The organism is Brevundimonas sp. GN22 (genome assembly GCF_054824005.1).
Window position 1 is genome coordinate 1 of sequence record NZ_JSYD01000034.1, and the last position, 14,831, is coordinate 14,831.

Below are 14,831 nucleotides of genomic sequence, written 5' to 3' on the forward strand. Positions count from 1 at the left end.
TCCGGCAAACACGCTGCTGGACCTGATCGGCAAAACGCCGATGGTTCAGGTGACCAAGATGGACACGGGCCTGTGCCGTCTTCTGATCAAGCTGGAGAGCCAGAACCCCGGCGGTTCGATCAAGGACCGTATCGCGCTGTCGATGATCGAGGCTGCTGAAAACTCGGGCCTGCTGCAACCGGGCGGCACCATTGTCGAAGCCACCGCCGGCAACACCGGTCTGGCACTGACGCTGGTCGGAAAACAAAAGGGTTACAAGGTCTTGCTGGTCATTCCGGACAAGATGTCGAAGGAAAAAATCCAGCATCTGCGCGCGATGGGGGCCGACGTACGCCTGACCCGTTCGGACGTTCCGCACGGCCATCCGGAATATTACACCGACATGGCAGAGCGTCTGGCACAGCAGATTCCGGGTGCCTATTACGTAAACCAATTCGCCAACGACGCGAACTCCGAAGCCCACTTCAAATCGACCGGTCCGGAGATCTGGGAACAGACGGGCGGCGATATCGACGCCTTCGTCGCGGGCATCGGTTCGGGCGGTACCATCACCGGTATCGCACGATATCTAAAGTCACAGGGATCCAAGGCAGAAATTCTGTTGGCTGACCCTGTCGGTTCGGCGCTGGCGGGAATCGTCAACGAAGGCAAACCGGGCCCTGACGGCTCCTATACCGTCGAAGGCATCGGGCAAAACTTTGTGCCGGACACCGCTGATATCGAACTTATCGACAAAGCTTATTCCATCCCCGATGCGGAATCGATCGCCACGGCGCGCGAGCTTCTGCTGAAGGAAGGCGTGCTGGCTGGCTCGTCGTCGGGCTGCCTGATTGCCGCGGCTCTGCGCTGGTGCAAGGAGCAGACCGAGCCGAAGACCATCGTCACCTTCGTCTGTGACACCGGCGCGAAATACCTGTCCAAGGTCTACAACGACACCTGGCTGGCCGACCAAGGCCTGACCGAGCGCGAGATCAAGGGCAACCTGTCCGACCTGATCACCCGCAAATATGAAAAGGGTGATGTGGTCGTGGTTGGTCCGGAAGACACCATCGACACCGCCTTCAAGCGTATGCGCGGCAGCGACGTGTCGCAGCTTCCGGTCATTCAGGATGGCCGCCTGATTGGCATCGTCGACGAGAGCGACATCGTGCACCTGATGAACACCGACGAAATCACCCGCAAGGAGCGTTTCGCCAAGACGGTGTCCACCGCCATGACCCGCGATCTGGACACGGTTCAGGTGACCGAAGACCTCGACGCCCTAATCCCGCTGTTCGACCGTGACCGCGTGGCCATTGTGCAGGACGGCGACAAGTTCGTGGGTCTGATCACCCGCGCCGACCTTATCAACCACCTCAGCCTGAACCGCTAAGTCCATGTCTGATAAGAAAAACCAACAAGGCTTCTCGACCCGCGCTATCCACGCAGGCCAAGAGCCCGACCCGACGACTGGCGCGGTTATGACGCCGATCTACGCCACCTCGACCTTTGCGCAGGAAAGCCCCGGCGTGAACAAGGGCTTTGAATACGCACGCGGCAAGAACCCGACCCGCATGGCGTTCGAGGCCTGCATCGCAGACCTCGAAGGCGGGGTTCAGGCGTTCGGCTTCGGCTCGGGTATGGCCGCGACCTCGACGGCGCTGGAGCTACTGGATGCCGGTTCGCACATCGTCACGGGCGATGACCTTTACGGCGGTTCATGGCGTCTGTTCGAGCGCGTGCGTCGTCGCTCGATGGGTCTGGACTTCAGCTATATCGATCTGAGCGATCTGGCGGCGGTCTCGGCGGCTATCACCGCAAAGACCAAGATGCTGTGGGTCGAAACGCCGACCAATCCGATGATGAAGCTGGCCGACATTGCCGCTTTGTCGAAGATCGCCAAGGCGCACAACCTGATCCTCGTGGTCGACAACACCTTTGCCTCGCCATACTGCCAGCAGCCGCTGTCGCTGGGCGCGGACATCGTTATGCACTCGGCGACCAAATATCTGAACGGCCACTCAGACGTGGTCGGCGGTGTCCTGATCGCCAAGACGCCGGAAATGGCCGCAGAGCTGAAGTTCCTGCAGAACTCCATCGGCGGCGTCATGGGCCCGTTCGATGCCTTCCTCGTGAACCGTGGCCTCAAAACGCTGGCGCTTCGCATGAAGGCGCACTGCGAAAACGCCATGAAGCTGGCCCAGTGGCTGGAAACCCGCGAAGGCGTGAAGCAGGTCATCTATCCGGGTCTGGAAAGCCACCCGCAGCACGCACTGGCCAAGAGCCAGATGACCGGCGGCTTTGGCGGCATGGTCTCGGTGGTGATCGATGGCGATCTGGAGCGCACCAAGCGCGTTCTGGAACGTGTGCAGGTGTTCACGCTGGCCGAGTCCCTTGGCGGTGTGGAAAGCCTCGTGAACCATCCGGCCATCATGACCCACGCCAGCATCCCCAAGGATGTGCGCGAGGCCAGCGGGGTGACCGACAACCTGATCCGCCTGTCGGTGGGTGTCGAGAACATCGAGGACCTGATTGCCGATCTGGATCAGGCGCTCTCCTGATCTAGTTTCGACTAATGCGACAAGGGGCCGGGGTTCAATTGATGGACCTCGGCCCTTAGTCTTTGGGCATGCTGTCATACGACGCCTTGCGCGCCCGACTAACCGACTATCCTGCGGCAGAAATGCTGGTGGGACTTCTTCTTCTTGCTCTGTTGGCCTTTGTTGCCGACTTCATCGTTCGGCGAGGCCTGACCCGTCTGCTGCTCAGCCTCGTAGGCCGTGCGACTGAAGATCTAGAAGGACTGCTGCGTCCCGTCGTTCGTAATCTGGCGCGTGTCGTGCCATCGCTGGTTGTCCAGTTTGGCATCGGTTCGGTGCCGCACCTGTCGCCCGCCGCAGCAACCGTCATTCAGAATGTTGCGGGGGCCTTCACCATCGTTGCTGTCGTGCTGGCTATCGGCAGTGCGCTCGACATGGCCAATGCCATCTACAACCGCAGTGAGCGTGCGCATCGCCGCAGCATCAAGGGCTATCTGCAGGTCGTGAAGCTGGTCTTCTATGCGATCGGATCGATCCTTGTGATTGCGACCCTGATTGATCGTTCGCCGCTCTTGCTGCTGTCAGGCCTCGGTGCGTTGGCCGCAGTGCTGATGTTGGTCTTCAAGGATACAATCCTGTCGCTGGTCGCATCGGTTCAGTTAAACTCCAATGACATGCTGCGGGTAGGGGACTGGATCGAGATGCCCCAGTTGAACGCTGACGGTGACGTCATCGACATCGCCCTGCACACCGTAAAGGTCCAGAACTGGGACAAGACGATTACCACCATCCCGACGTGGAGGCTGATCAACGAGTCCTACAAGAACTGGCGCGGCATGCAGGAAAGCGGCGGGCGTCGCATCAAGCGTTCGCTTCTGATCGACCAGAACAGCGTGCGCTTCCTCAGCGACGAAGAGCGCAGCCACATGCGCCGCATCATGCTGATCGACGACTATCTGACTTCCAAGTCCGAAGAACTGGACCGCTGGAACGCCCAACTGGTGGAGAACGGACGCGACCCCATCAACACCCGCAGGGCGACCAATCTTGGGACGTTCCGCGCCTATGTTGAGCATTACCTGCGCAGCCATCCGCGCCTGAACCACGGCATGACGCAACTGGTTCGCCAGATGCAGCCAACGGAGACGGGCCTGCCACTAGAGATCTACTGCTTCACCAACACGGTGGTGTGGGGAGAATATGAGGCGATCCAGTCGGACATTTTCGATCACCTGCTGGCCATCATGCCCGAATTCGGTTTGCGACTGGCGCAGCAACCGACTGGAGGGGATGTGGCCGCCGTGCTCTCGGCGCTTGCGTCCGAAAGACCGGCATTAGCGCACTAAAAAAGGGGGCCTGATCGGCCCCCTTTTCCATATCCGTCAATCAGAACGCATAGCTCAGATTGGCGACGATGCTGTCCTTGTGGGCAGCGACCGGAATATCGGCGTCCGTGCCGTGCCAGCGCACGTCCACGCCGACTTGCGGCGTGATGGCGTAGGTGACGCCCGCGTTATAGCCGGTGTAGTCGATATTCGAGGCTTGGTCGCGGTAACCGATCTCGCCCGAAACCGACAGTTTGCGGGTCAGCGGATACGCCGCATAGGCCGAGACCCAGACCCACTCTTCGGTCGCACCCAGGCCGTCCGGCGAATACTCGGCGCGCAGGCGGGTGCGGGTCTTGCCATAGGTGCGGGTCAGGTCGATCTTGGTTTCGAAGGTGTCGTGGTCAAAGGCCGGATTGGCGTCGATCAGAGCCTTATAGCTGATCTGGATGTCGGTGTTGAAACCGGCCACTCTGGTACGCATGCCGGTGAAGGCTGCCAGACCGAGATCCGCGCCGCCCATGTCCAGCGTCTCGTAAGCCGCTTGGGCGTAGAAGCCGTTATTGTCGCTGTTCCAGGTCGCGCGGCCCCACGTATAGGCGTCGCCTTCCGACTTGGACACGTCACGCTGGCGGTTGTCAGAACCTGCGCCCACGGCGAAGCTGAAGGTCCCCGACTGGGCTTGGGCGACGCTAGCAGGTACGACCGCAGCGGCGGCAAGGGTGAGGGCGATCAGGGTGGAATGCAGGCGCATGGATACTCCGCGGTACTAAAAGGACGCGCGGGGTAGCTTTGCTGTTAGGCTATGGCAACCTGTTGAAACTACTTATAATTGGAAACGGCCCCCGAAGGGGCCGCCCGAAAGTCCTGTTGGGGACCCCCTAGAACATGTAGGCGACGGTCGCTACCAGAGCGTCCTTGTACTGTTCGCCCGGTTCGTCGGCGTCGGTGCCGTGCCAGCGAACGTCCAGTTCCAGTTCCTGGGTCAGCAGATAGGACACGCCGACATTATAGCCGGTATAGCTGACGGCGTTGGTCTGATCGCGATAGCCCAGTTCGGCGCTGGCGTTCAGCTTGTCGTTAAAGTCCCAACCTGCGCGGGCCGAGACCCAGGTCCATTGCTTGACCGAACCGGTGCCGTCCGGCGAGTGCTGTAGCCGCAGACGCGCGCTGGCAGGGCCGATCGAACGCTTCATGTCGGCGGTGAATTCCCACGCGTCGTCATCCACGCCCGGATTGGAATCCAGACGCCATTTGTGCACGGCGTTCAGGTCGAAATCGAAGCCAGCCCATTGGGGACGGATACCGCCGCCAATCTCGACCTCAATGTTCGAGCCATTGCTCTTGACCGTTTCGAAGGCTGGACCCGCGTAGAAGAAGCCGTCTGCGCTGTTCCACTGCGCTTCGCCCGAGACGAAGGCTTCGCCATCCGACTTCGAGGCGTCCTTGGAGCGGTTGTCGGTACCGGCGCCGAGAGTCACATCCCACGACTGGGCGTGAGCCGCAGCGGGCAGGGCCAGAGAAGCAGCCAACAGAGCAAGAGGGAGGCGAAGGGCGTTCAGGCGCATGGGGACTCCAAAGCGTCGAAAATGGGATTGCCCCCGTTATCTACGTTTTGTGTCAAATTCCGAACCGGCAGATTTAAATTCGTCAGCCAACCGATCAATCAGTTGAGCTACGGGCACCACATCGTGGATGGCTGCAACGCCGTGTCCTGCGGACCAGACGGTCTTCCATGCCTTGGCCTCTTCGCCCATGTCCAGCTTATGCTCGGGCAGTGCGCGCGGGTCGATGCCATTCTCTATCAGAGATTTCGTCATAAAATTCGCGGGGATACCGGAGACGGCGGGCGTGTGCACGATGTCGGTCGCGCCGCTGTCGATGATCATCTGCTGATAGGCCGGGTCGGCCTGCGCCTCGGTCGTGTTGATGAAACGCGTGCCCATGTAGGCGAAGTCGGCACCCATCATCAGGGCTGCTGCGACATCGCGTCCCGTCGAGATCGCGCCCGCCAGAATAATGGTGCCGTCGAAGAAGCTGCGCACCTCGTTGACCAGAGCGAACGGATTGATGATGCCTGCGTGGCCACCCGCGCCGCCCGCCACGAGGATCAGGCCGTCAACGCCGGCCTCTGCGGCTTTCTGTGCATGGCGCACGGTGGCGATGTCGTGAAAGACCTTTCCGCCATACCCCTGAACCGCCTTCACCACATCCGCAACTGCGCCGAGCGAGGTGATCACCAGAGGAACTTCTTCCTCGATGGTAACTTCCAGATCGGCCATCAATCGGCCGTTGGTGTTGTGAACGATGTGGTTCACCCCGAACGCCGCCGCGTCGGGGTTCAGGCGTGATTTGATCTCTTTCAGCCAGTCACGATAGCCCTCGGTGGTGCGCTGGTTGAGCGACGGGAAGGTGCCGATCACTCCGCTATTGCACGCCTCGACCACCAGATCCGGCCCCGAGACCAGAAACATCGGCGACGAGATGACGGGCAGCTTCAGGCCCTTTTGCAACGAGGCGGGAAAGGCCATGCGGTTCCTCCAGTGCGTTTTGTTTCGCTACGGATACCACGGTTTCGCGCTCAGGCGAGGCCGTCAGAAGGAATTGCTAAGATTGAACGGTATGCGCACCGTGAACCGGGCCCCTGGAAGCCAATCGCCTGATTTCTTCAAGCGCCCACGCTGCACTATTCGCACCGCCGCTTCCCCAAAGCCCATTCTCGCGGGCTGTTCGTCAAGTACGATACAGTTTTGGGGCACACCTTCTGCCGACGCGTTGCATTGGACTATTGCCCCGCCAGATACGCCGGCATTCAAGGCCCGCTGAGGAAAATCCGAGACACCGATACGCGGCGGTATACGCCATGATGGATTTTCCAACTGGGCTGGGGCGACGTCTTCGACGTTGAAAGGTATACGAATGCGAAATGGTCCGATTGGCTGGCCGTCGGCGGAGGGCTCAAGGATGCCGCTTTGGACGAACTGTGCCGCCGCCTGTCCGAAGCTGTAGCCTTCTGGGCTCTCGCTCTCGATTTGACAGTTGTCCACGACGCCCTGTGCAGTGGCGGTGCAATTCACGGTCGCCGTTCCCGATACGCCGTCTTCAAGGGCGCGTTGCGGCATCTCGGCAGCTGAGGGCGGAGTTTTCCAGCGAACTTGCGACTGCGCCGGGACCGCCAAAATCCCGGAACCCGCGAGGATGGTTGTCAGGAGAAGGGTATTCAAAGAGGGGCGCATGGCGGTGTTCTTCAATCTGACAGCGTAAACGGGATGCGAACAGTGAACGCTGCTCCGTCCTCCCACAAGAGGGAGGGGGGAGGCACCCGCGTTGAACGATGCGGACTGCGCTGTCACCAAAGCCGTATCCGGCTGGCGTTTCCTCTACGACCTGACAGTCGGTGACCCGACCGTCGGCACGGGCCAAGCACTGTACCGACGCCACGCCGCTCAGGCCTTCATCAAGCGCCGCTTGCGGGAAATCACTTCCTCTGGGTGCGGGCGGGATGGACCAACCGGGAGCACTGGTCGCAGTTTCGCCGCTTGGCGCGGAAGGACAGACGGGTTCACGGTCTGAAAAATTGCTAAAGCTGCCGCCTATCGTCTCCAACGAAGGGAGCGATGGCATGGACGGCACAGGAGGCATCCTTTCGTCCCAATAGCGGACCATCAAAACCAGTGAGAAAATCATCCCGACCACGGCAATGATTTGAACCGAGAAGCTTCTCATCTTATGTGGTCCTGAACATCCCTGCGTCGCAGACTGGCCGTGTTCGCCGGATCGACGCAAGACACAAACAAATCTACGGTAATCCATGTCGCACTACACAGACGGCCTTTCCCAGCTCGGTACCCAGATCGGGGCTCCGACCAATCCTGAAGAGGCCGTGCTGGAGCGGGTACCGAACCCGCACAACGACACGATGTACGTTGCACGCTTCACCGCGCCGGAGTTCACCAGCCTGTGCCCTGTGACGGGTCAGCCGGACTTTGCGCATCTGGTGATCGACTACATTCCCGGCGATTGGCTGGTCGAGTCCAAGTCGCTGAAACTGTACCTGACGTCCTTCCGTAACCACGGTGCCTTCCACGAAGATTGCACCGTGTCGATTGGCCGTCGTCTGGCCGACCTGCTGCAACCGAAGTGGCTGCGCCTCGGTGGTTACTGGTATCCGCGCGGCGGTATCCCCATCGACGTCTTCTGGCAGACCGGTCCGGCACCGGAAGGTGTCTGGATTCCGGAACAGGGCGTCGCGACCTATCGCGGTCGCGGTTGATGCCGTTCAGCGCAATCAACTGGAGTGTCCCGCAATGATCGATCGCTATGGTTGGTCAGAGCATTTCGCCTCGGCATTTGACAGCAAATATGCAGCGTCCGGCTACATCGCCGGACGTGTCGTGCTTCAACAGCGCGGTAGCTATACGGTCATCACCGAAGATGGTCCGGTCACGGCACGTCCGACAGGGCGCCTGCTGCACGAGGCTGACGACATCGGCCAGCCGTGCGTGGGTGACTGGGTCGCGCTGTTGATGGACGAGCAGGCCGGTATCGGCACGGTTCAGGCTATTCTGCCGCGCAAATCGGCACTGGTGCGCCGCGCCATCGAAGATGCCTCGCGCGCCAGCCAGATTATCGCCGCCAATGTCGATGTGGCCTTCATCGTCACCTCGCTGAACGCCGACATGAACGTGCGCCGGATCGAGCGTTATTTGGCCGCTGTGCGCCAGAGCGGGGCGCAACCCGTCGTGGTGCTGACCAAGGCCGATCTGGTGGACGATGCCCAGCCCAAGATCGAAGAGGTCGCCGCATTGGACGCCGCCGCTCCGGTGCTGGCCGTATCGTCGCACACGGGGGCGGGGCTGGATGCGTTCCTGTCGATGGTGAAGCCGGGCCAGACCTGCGTGCTGATTGGGTCGTCGGGCGTGGGCAAGTCCACGCTGGTGAACACCTTGTTGGACGAGGACCGCATGGTCACCCGCGAGGTTCGCGAGACCGACGATCAGGGTCGCCACACCACCAGCCATCGCGAGCTGATTGTCCTGCCGTCCGGCGGAATGCTGATTGACACCCCCGGTATCCGCGAAGTCGGCCTGATCGACACGGACGAAGGCGTCAGCGAGGTGTTCGACGACATCGAGCAACTGACGACCGAGTGCCGTTTCAGTAACTGTGGTCATGGCACCGAGCCGGGTTGCGCGGTTCAGGCGGCCATTGCCAATGGCGATCTGGCCAAGGACCGCTGGGAGCACTTTGTGAAGCTGACCCTTGAGTCCGCGGGCAAAAAGGAAAAGGCCGAACGCATCGCCAAAGAGGCCGAACGTCGCCGGACGGCGTCACAGCAGAAAAACTATCGTGCGACCAAACGCGACTATAAGGGCCGCAAGGACTAAGGTCCGGCTCAGTTATCCCGCTTTTGTGATCTTCACGGGGCGTTTTCGCGCATTAGGCGAAGCCTTCACCCGCTAAACAGGCTAGGTGAGGGGCCACAGCTAAGAGAGAGTACTATGCCCGTCTATACCATCGTCACGACCACCGCGACCCAAGGCAAGGAAGAGGCAGAGATCAACTCTCTGACCGACGAGTTCATCGACGCTTCCGAAGCCATTGGCTATTCGCGCCGCATGGCCGAAGAAATGATCGAAATCGCCGCCCAGGCCGAGATCGACTTCGACTACAGCAACATTGGCGTTTTCGAAGGTGACCTGATCGACGAAGACCTGACGCCTGAACACCCGTCCTTCAAGGGCCTGTGGGTGCTGGACAGCCAAGGTCCCGAGTATGTGACCGCCGAAGAGTTCGCCGCTGAAGAAGCGGAAGAAGGCGAAGAAGCCTAAGTTATATGGGCCGGAGCCAAGCGCTCCGGCCCGTTTTCTTTTCGGTTCCGGCGCACGGTCATGGCCACAATGGCGGTGGTGGCCGTGGTTACGATGGCATCCTCGATCAGCCCGCTTCGCGTTTGGCCGATTTTCGAGATGGCCTTTTTACGCGCCGCTAAGGTCACATAAGCCAGAGGAACTGCTGCCGCGACCGCGACCAGAGCCCCTTTGCGCTCCGACCCTTTCGGAGCCAGGGCAGAGCCGGCGATGGCCGCGCTCATGACCCGCGCCAACAGGCCCAGAAACACCGTGCGGTCCGGAGCCGTCTTCATCTTGTCGCCGTATAGCTCGCCAGCCCCCATAGCCAGCGCGCCCACCTTGAATAGCGGATGATCCAGGAGCCACAGCTTGCCGGGCGTGCGGGCGTTGGCCATTCGTGCCGTGGCGATGGCGGCCATCGGCGTCATGGATCGTGCACTGGCGACGGACCCGATCAGGGCCGAGGGGATAAGGCCGGAGTTTTTCATAAGGGTCGAACGTGCACATGTCCGTGCAGTTCTGCACTGTTGTCTGCACGACAATTCCACTGGCTGCCCATCTCCCTATGCGCAGAATGTTCGCATGGATTCACGCACTCTCCCGCTCGAAACCTTTGGTCGCCGTCTATTGAAGGGCGCGGAAACTTGGGCTGATCGCTCGGTCTTAAATGGTGCTGTGTTCGAGTTTGTGTGGTTCGGCCTGAAACAGGCGTGGGCCTGTTTGTTCGGCGGTGCCCTACTGGGTTTGATACTGGCGACCTATCTGTTTTGGCCTGAGGATCCGGTTGTTAGCCGGTGTGACTTTCTGGTGCTGGGGGCGCTGGGCATTCAGGGCTTGATGCTGGCGTTCAAACTGGAGAGTTGGGACGAGGCCAAGACCATCTTCCTGTTCCATATCGCCGGCACGGTAATGGAGTTGTTCAAGACCTATCACGGGTCATGGGTGTACCCCGAGGACAGCCTGCTGAGGATTGGCGCAGTGCCGCTGTTCTCCGGTTTCATGTATGCAGCCGTCGGCAGCTATATCGCGCGGGTGCAGCGCGTGTTCCACATCGGGGTGAAAGGCTATCCGCCCGTGTGGCAGACATGGGTGCTGGCTGCCGCCGTGTATGTGAACTTCTTCGCGCACCACTGGATTTGGGATTTCCGGTACCTGCTGTTCGCGGCCACAGCGGCCGTGTTCTGGCGCGGCAGATTCTGGTTTCGCACTGATCGCAGGCGTCGATCCATGCCGCTATTGCTAGGGTATTTCCTCGTCGCTCTCTTCATCTGGCTGGCAGAAAATCTGGCGACTTTCGGAAGAGCGTGGACATATCCCGATCAGAGCGTCGGTTGGCACATGGTGTCCGTGGCCAAGTTCGGTAGCTGGTTTCTGCTGATGATCGTCTCGGTCGTGTTGGTGTCTCTCGTGCACAAGCCAAAGCCGGAGGAGGCGATGCGCAGTGTGGACCAATGAAAAAGCCCGCAGGGAGCGGGCTTCGTCTGTTACGGCAGGATTTCGACGCGCTCTTGCGGCGCGGGGCGCGGGCGCTCTAGCGGCGGTTCGGCCAGAGTGCCGATATGGATGAAGCCGGCAACCTTCTCGCCTTCCTTCACACCGAATAGGGCCAATGCCTCGGCGTCGAAGCTATACCAGTCCGTGATCCAGCTGGCGCTGTAACCCAGTGCGTTGGCGGCATGCTCGATGTTCATGCAAACCGCGCCCGCAGACAGTTCCTGTTCCCAGACGGGAACCTTGTGGCCATGGACCGGCGATGAGACCACCAGCACGGTCAGGGGCGGATTGGCGAGTTTCGCCAACACGGCCTTGCCCTTGACCGGATCCGGCAGGCGGCTGGTCATAGCCGATAGTTTCTCGACGATATCGGCACGCGTTTGCGGCCCCAGTACCACGAGACGCCACGGAGCCAGCTTCCCATGATCGGGCGTGCGCATCGCCAGTGACAGCAGGGTCTGCAGTTCTTCACCCGACGGAGCGGGCGTTGCCAACTGCTGGGCCGGTGCCGAGCGACGGGTGGCCAGACGGTTCAACAGTTCGTCGGAGCGAACGGGCAGGGCGAGGGCAGGCGAAGATACGTCGGTCATGACACTCAGCTAGGTAATCGGGCAGAGCGATACCATATCTACGCTCGAAGAAAGATCAGCGACATTTCGCTTCAACTGTCGTTACGCGGTCGGATGTCGGGCAAAACTGGTATCGCGAGGCGTGGCAGCGTAAGATGCAGGCTGACGAAGGACAGAGCATGGCCAAGTTGGAAATCGTTTCGCCGGTGAAGGCACAAAGCCCCAAGGACGTTTGGGCCTCGCTGCGCTGTGCTGCAGAAGATGCCGCGCGGGCCGAACCCCAATTGGCGTCGCAATTGAACTCGGTCATCCTTTCGCATGACGACCTATCCGGTGCACTAAGCTTCCAGATCGCGCGCAAGCTCGGTGATTCCGAACTGGGATCGATGACTGTGCGCGAGGTTGCGCTGTCGGCCATGGCGTCCGATCCGGCAATCGTCCGCGCGGCGGGTGCCGACCTTTTGGCCGTCGAAGAGCGCGATCCTGCGATCCGTTCGCTGCTACAGCCCTTCCTGTACTTCAAAGGCTATCAGGCGCTGCAATCGTGGCGCGTGGCGCATTGGTTGTGGGAGCAGGGCCGCGACACGCTGGCCTTCCATTTCCAAAGCCGTATTTCCGAGTTGTTTCAGGTCGATATCCACCCTGCCGCACAGATCGGCTCGGGCGTCTTTGTTGACCACGGGACCGGCATTGTAATCGGCGAGACCGCAGTCGTGGGTGACGAGGTATCGATGCTGCACGCTGTGACGCTTGGCGGTACGGGAGCAGAACGTGGCGACCGTCACCCCAAGATCGGACGCGGTGTCCTGCTGGGGGCCGGGGCCAAGATTTTGGGCAATATCCAGATCGGCGACTATGCCAAGGTGGCCTCGGGCTCGGTTGTCCTGAAGCCTGTGCCCAGTGGCTGCACCGTCGCCGGTGTGCCTGCGCGTCTGGTCAACTGCCCGACCGAAGCCTCGCCGGCTCGCACTATGGATCACACCCTCGCGGATGTGGTCTATGACTATGTGATCTAGACCAAGGTTCGCTCGGATGCCTGTGGACGGGCGCGATGCGGGCTTTTCATCAACGCGCATGACCTTTAGGTTCCGCCGCTAACATTCATACCCGAGGCCATCCCCGTGAAAGAATCCGATCTCAAGCGCGTCGAGTCCCACCTGAAGCGCACCTTCAACCACGGTGGCATCAAGGTGAAGGCACGCAAGGTTGCTGACTCCGCAGAAGTCTATGTCGATGACGAGTTCATCGGCGTGGTGTTCGAAGATGAAGACGAAGCCGGTTCCTTCATGTTCGAAATGGCCATTCTGTCGGAAGATCTGGCAGACTGATCTTCGGTTGAAGACCAATAAAAAGGGCCGGAGGCTTTTGCCTCCGGCCCTTTCTCGTTGGGGCTTAGGTGTTACTTGCGGCCGAACAAACGGGCGAAGAAGCCGGGCTTCTTGGCTGGAGCCGTGGTGCCTGTCGACTTGGGCTCGGGCGTAGGCTCGTTTTCGGTGGCGACCAGTTTGGGCGCGGGCGCAGTGGTTTCCGACGGGGTTGGCTTGCCGTCATGACCGTCGCCCGAGGTCGGGGCAGCCACCAGAGTCGCGGTCTTTTCTTCTACGGTTGCAGCCAGCTCGGTTTTCGGAGCCCGGGCTGACTTGGTGCCGGTGGTGCGGGCTTTGGCCGGTGCGGCTTTCGAGGTCGCAGGCTTAGCCGTTGCCAGCTTGGGAGCTGCGGGTTTCTTCGGTGCTGCGGCCTTGGCTGCAGCAGGCTTTGCTGCGGCCGTCTTAGGGGCGGCAGCCTTGGGCGCTGCGGAAGCCTTGGCCGTCGCCGGTTTGGGCGCAGCTGCCTTCGCGGCGGGAGTTTTCGTTGCCGCAGGCTTGGCGGTCACTGCCTTCGGAGTAGTCGCTTTAGCGATTGCCGTCTTGGTCGTGGACTTCGGCGCAGCCGCCGGCTTTGTCGTTTTTACTTCATCCACGGCCGCTTTTGCGGCAGAAGCGGTCGACTTCGTAGCCGCTTTGGGCTTGGAAGTGGTTGCTGCCGCTTTTGGCGTCGCGGACTTTGTTTCCGTCGGTGCTTTAGCCATGTAATCCCCAACCCTAGCTATCTACGTGCGGGCAATAGATAACGCCCGTATGCACTGTTGTTATCATATCGGTGATTTTTGGAAATGTCGGAATCTGCTCTTCAAGTGATTGCTCGCGGTTTGCGCGCCCCGGCCGAGGCCGCTGCGGCTGCGATTGATGCCGACGTGCTGCTGGAAGGCGCGACCTACTCGATCCTCGAAGAGGACGAGGACAAGGGCATCTGGCGCATCGACGCCTTCCCGACCACGGACGAAGAGGCCAAGGGCATCGAGGCCCACATGCGCGCCGTCGAGGGTCTGGAAGTCATCGTCGAGAAGCTCGCCGACGCAGACTGGCTGGCGATGAGCCTGTCGGGCCTGCCGCCGGTCGAGGCTGGTCGCTTCTTCGTCTATGGCGCACACGATCAGGGCAAGATTCCTGAAGGCCGCGTGACGCTGAAGATCGACGCGGGTGCCGCGTTCGGCACCGGCCACCACGGCACGACCGTGGGCTGCCTCGAGGCCTTCGACGTTCTGCTGAACAAGGGCGAAACCTTCGAGAAGGTACTGGACGTCGGTTGCGGCACCGGCGTTCTGGCCATCGCTGCGGCCAAGACCGGCACCCCGATTGCTGTCGGTACCGATATCGATGAAGCCTCGGCCCGCATCGCCAACGAAAACGCCGAGATCAACGACGCCAAATGCGAGTTCTATTTCGCCAGCGGCCTGAACGACGCCCGCGTCGCCCAGCACATGCCGTATGATCTGGTCTTCGCCAACATCCTCGCGGCTCCGCTGGTCGAGCTGGCTCCCGAGATCGGGGCCTCGCTGAAGAAGGGTGGCGTTGCCATCTTGTCGGGCCTGCTGAAGACGCAGGAAGAGCGTATTCTGGATGCCTATCGGCCGCTGGGTTTTGTGGTGGAACAGACCATCCACAACGACGCCTGGTCGGCTTTGCAACTGCGCAAGGCCTAAGAGTTTGAAAGCGGGGGCCTCGGTCCCCGTTTTTTATTGCCCGTTTGCAT

At 60.8% G+C, this 14,831-nt stretch carries 17 protein-coding genes and 1 pseudogene; 10 read left to right on the top strand and 8 right to left on the bottom strand.

All coding sequences use genetic code 11. From position 1 onward, the window contains the following. From OB03_RS05385 to OB03_RS05395, 3 genes are all read left to right on the top strand, one after another. A partial coding sequence (locus OB03_RS05385) for a pyridoxal-phosphate dependent enzyme (protein WP_461343447.1) occupies positions 1-1,372 on the top strand: 1,372 nt, incomplete at its 5' end. 4 nt (positions 1,373-1,376) lie between these two features. Then, the gene (locus OB03_RS05390; protein WP_242914206.1) at positions 1,377-2,540 is read left to right on the top strand and encodes a cystathionine gamma-synthase; all 1,164 of its coding nucleotides are present in this window, start codon (positions 1,377-1,379) and stop codon (positions 2,538-2,540) included. Between the two features lie 68 nt (positions 2,541-2,608). Further along, on the top strand, positions 2,609-3,865 hold the full coding sequence (locus OB03_RS05395) for a mechanosensitive ion channel family protein (RefSeq protein WP_461343448.1): 1,257 nt from the start codon (positions 2,609-2,611) through the stop codon (positions 3,863-3,865). Positions 3,866-3,905: 40 nt separating this feature from the next. On the opposite strand, the gene OB03_RS05400 is transcribed toward OB03_RS05395, so the two are convergent. From OB03_RS05400 to OB03_RS05420, 5 genes and pseudogenes are all read right to left on the bottom strand, one after another. Further along, positions 3,906-4,598, bottom strand: a complete 693-nt coding sequence (locus OB03_RS05400) for a TorF family putative porin (protein ID WP_461343449.1) — start codon at positions 4,596-4,598, stop codon at positions 3,906-3,908. Between the two features lie 127 nt (positions 4,599-4,725). After that, complete coding sequence (locus OB03_RS05405; RefSeq protein ID WP_461343450.1) at positions 4,726-5,412, bottom strand: TorF family putative porin; 687 nt, start codon at positions 5,410-5,412, stop codon at positions 4,726-4,728. A gap of 36 nt (positions 5,413-5,448) precedes the next feature. Beyond that, on the bottom strand, positions 5,449-6,375 hold the full coding sequence (locus tag OB03_RS05410; RefSeq protein WP_461343451.1) for an NAD(P)H-dependent flavin oxidoreductase: 927 nt from the start codon (positions 6,373-6,375) through the stop codon (positions 5,449-5,451). 63 nt (positions 6,376-6,438) lie between these two features. After that, positions 6,439-7,095 (bottom strand): TonB family protein, encoded by a 657-nt coding sequence (locus tag OB03_RS05415; RefSeq protein WP_242914201.1) that lies wholly within the window; start codon positions 7,093-7,095, stop codon positions 6,439-6,441. 67 nt (positions 7,096-7,162) lie between these two features. Further along, positions 7,163-7,657: pseudogene (locus tag OB03_RS05420) on the bottom strand (energy transducer TonB); the annotation flags it as partial. Here OB03_RS05420 and queF point away from each other — a divergent pair. The 3 genes from queF to OB03_RS05435 all read left to right on the top strand — a co-directional run bounded on the left by queF (position 7,656) and on the right by OB03_RS05435 (position 9,675). Beyond that, the gene (gene queF / locus OB03_RS05425; RefSeq protein ID WP_461343452.1) at positions 7,656-8,117 is read left to right on the top strand and encodes a preQ(1) synthase; all 462 of its coding nucleotides are present in this window, start codon (positions 7,656-7,658) and stop codon (positions 8,115-8,117) included. The pseudogene OB03_RS05420 and the gene queF overlap by 2 nt on opposite strands. Before the next feature lie 34 nt (positions 8,118-8,151). Continuing rightward, on the top strand, positions 8,152-9,231 hold the full coding sequence (gene rsgA, locus OB03_RS05430; RefSeq protein WP_242914199.1) for a ribosome small subunit-dependent GTPase A: 1,080 nt from the start codon (positions 8,152-8,154) through the stop codon (positions 9,229-9,231). 114 nt (positions 9,232-9,345) lie between these two features. After that, positions 9,346-9,675, top strand: a complete 330-nt coding sequence (locus tag OB03_RS05435) for a hypothetical protein (RefSeq protein WP_242914198.1) — start codon at positions 9,346-9,348, stop codon at positions 9,673-9,675. Here OB03_RS05435 and OB03_RS05440 read toward each other — a convergent pair. Next, positions 9,672-10,184 (bottom strand): hypothetical protein, encoded by a 513-nt coding sequence (locus OB03_RS05440; RefSeq protein ID WP_461343453.1) that lies wholly within the window; start codon positions 10,182-10,184, stop codon positions 9,672-9,674. The two genes, OB03_RS05435 and OB03_RS05440, sit on opposite strands and share 4 nt — an antisense overlap. 94 nt (positions 10,185-10,278) lie before the next feature. Between OB03_RS05440 and OB03_RS05445 the strand changes: the two genes are divergently transcribed. Beyond that, positions 10,279-11,151: a DUF817 domain-containing protein gene (locus OB03_RS05445; protein WP_461343454.1), complete on the top strand. Its 873-nt coding sequence runs from the start codon at positions 10,279-10,281 to the stop codon at positions 11,149-11,151. Between the two features lie 29 nt (positions 11,152-11,180). On the opposite strand, the gene OB03_RS05450 is transcribed toward OB03_RS05445, so the two are convergent. Beyond that, positions 11,181-11,780 carry a nitroreductase family protein gene (locus OB03_RS05450; protein ID WP_242914195.1) on the bottom strand — a complete coding sequence of 200 codons (600 nt, stop codon included), beginning with the start codon at positions 11,778-11,780 and terminating at the stop codon, positions 11,181-11,183. Between the two features lie 158 nt (positions 11,781-11,938). Here OB03_RS05450 and cysE point away from each other — a divergent pair, with 158 nt between their 5' ends. Together cysE and OB03_RS05460 are read left to right on the top strand one after the other, a co-directional pair. Next, positions 11,939-12,775, top strand: coding sequence for a serine O-acetyltransferase (gene cysE, locus OB03_RS05455; protein ID WP_242914194.1), 837 nt, complete (start codon positions 11,939-11,941; stop codon positions 12,773-12,775). Positions 12,776-12,880: 105 nt separating this feature from the next. Then, positions 12,881-13,087, top strand: a complete 207-nt coding sequence (locus OB03_RS05460) for a DUF3126 family protein (protein ID WP_242914193.1) — start codon at positions 12,881-12,883, stop codon at positions 13,085-13,087. A 71-nt stretch (positions 13,088-13,158) separates the two neighbouring features. Here OB03_RS05460 and OB03_RS05465 read toward each other — a convergent pair whose 3' ends face one another. Beyond that, on the bottom strand, positions 13,159-13,719 hold the full coding sequence (locus OB03_RS05465; protein WP_461343455.1) for a hypothetical protein: 561 nt from the start codon (positions 13,717-13,719) through the stop codon (positions 13,159-13,161). Positions 13,720-13,911: 192 nt separating this feature from the next. On the opposite strand from OB03_RS05465, the gene OB03_RS05470 reads away from it, so the two are divergent. After that, positions 13,912-14,781 (top strand): 50S ribosomal protein L11 methyltransferase, encoded by an 870-nt coding sequence (locus OB03_RS05470; RefSeq protein ID WP_242914190.1) that lies wholly within the window; start codon positions 13,912-13,914, stop codon positions 14,779-14,781. Positions 14,782-14,831: the final 50 nt, after the last annotated feature.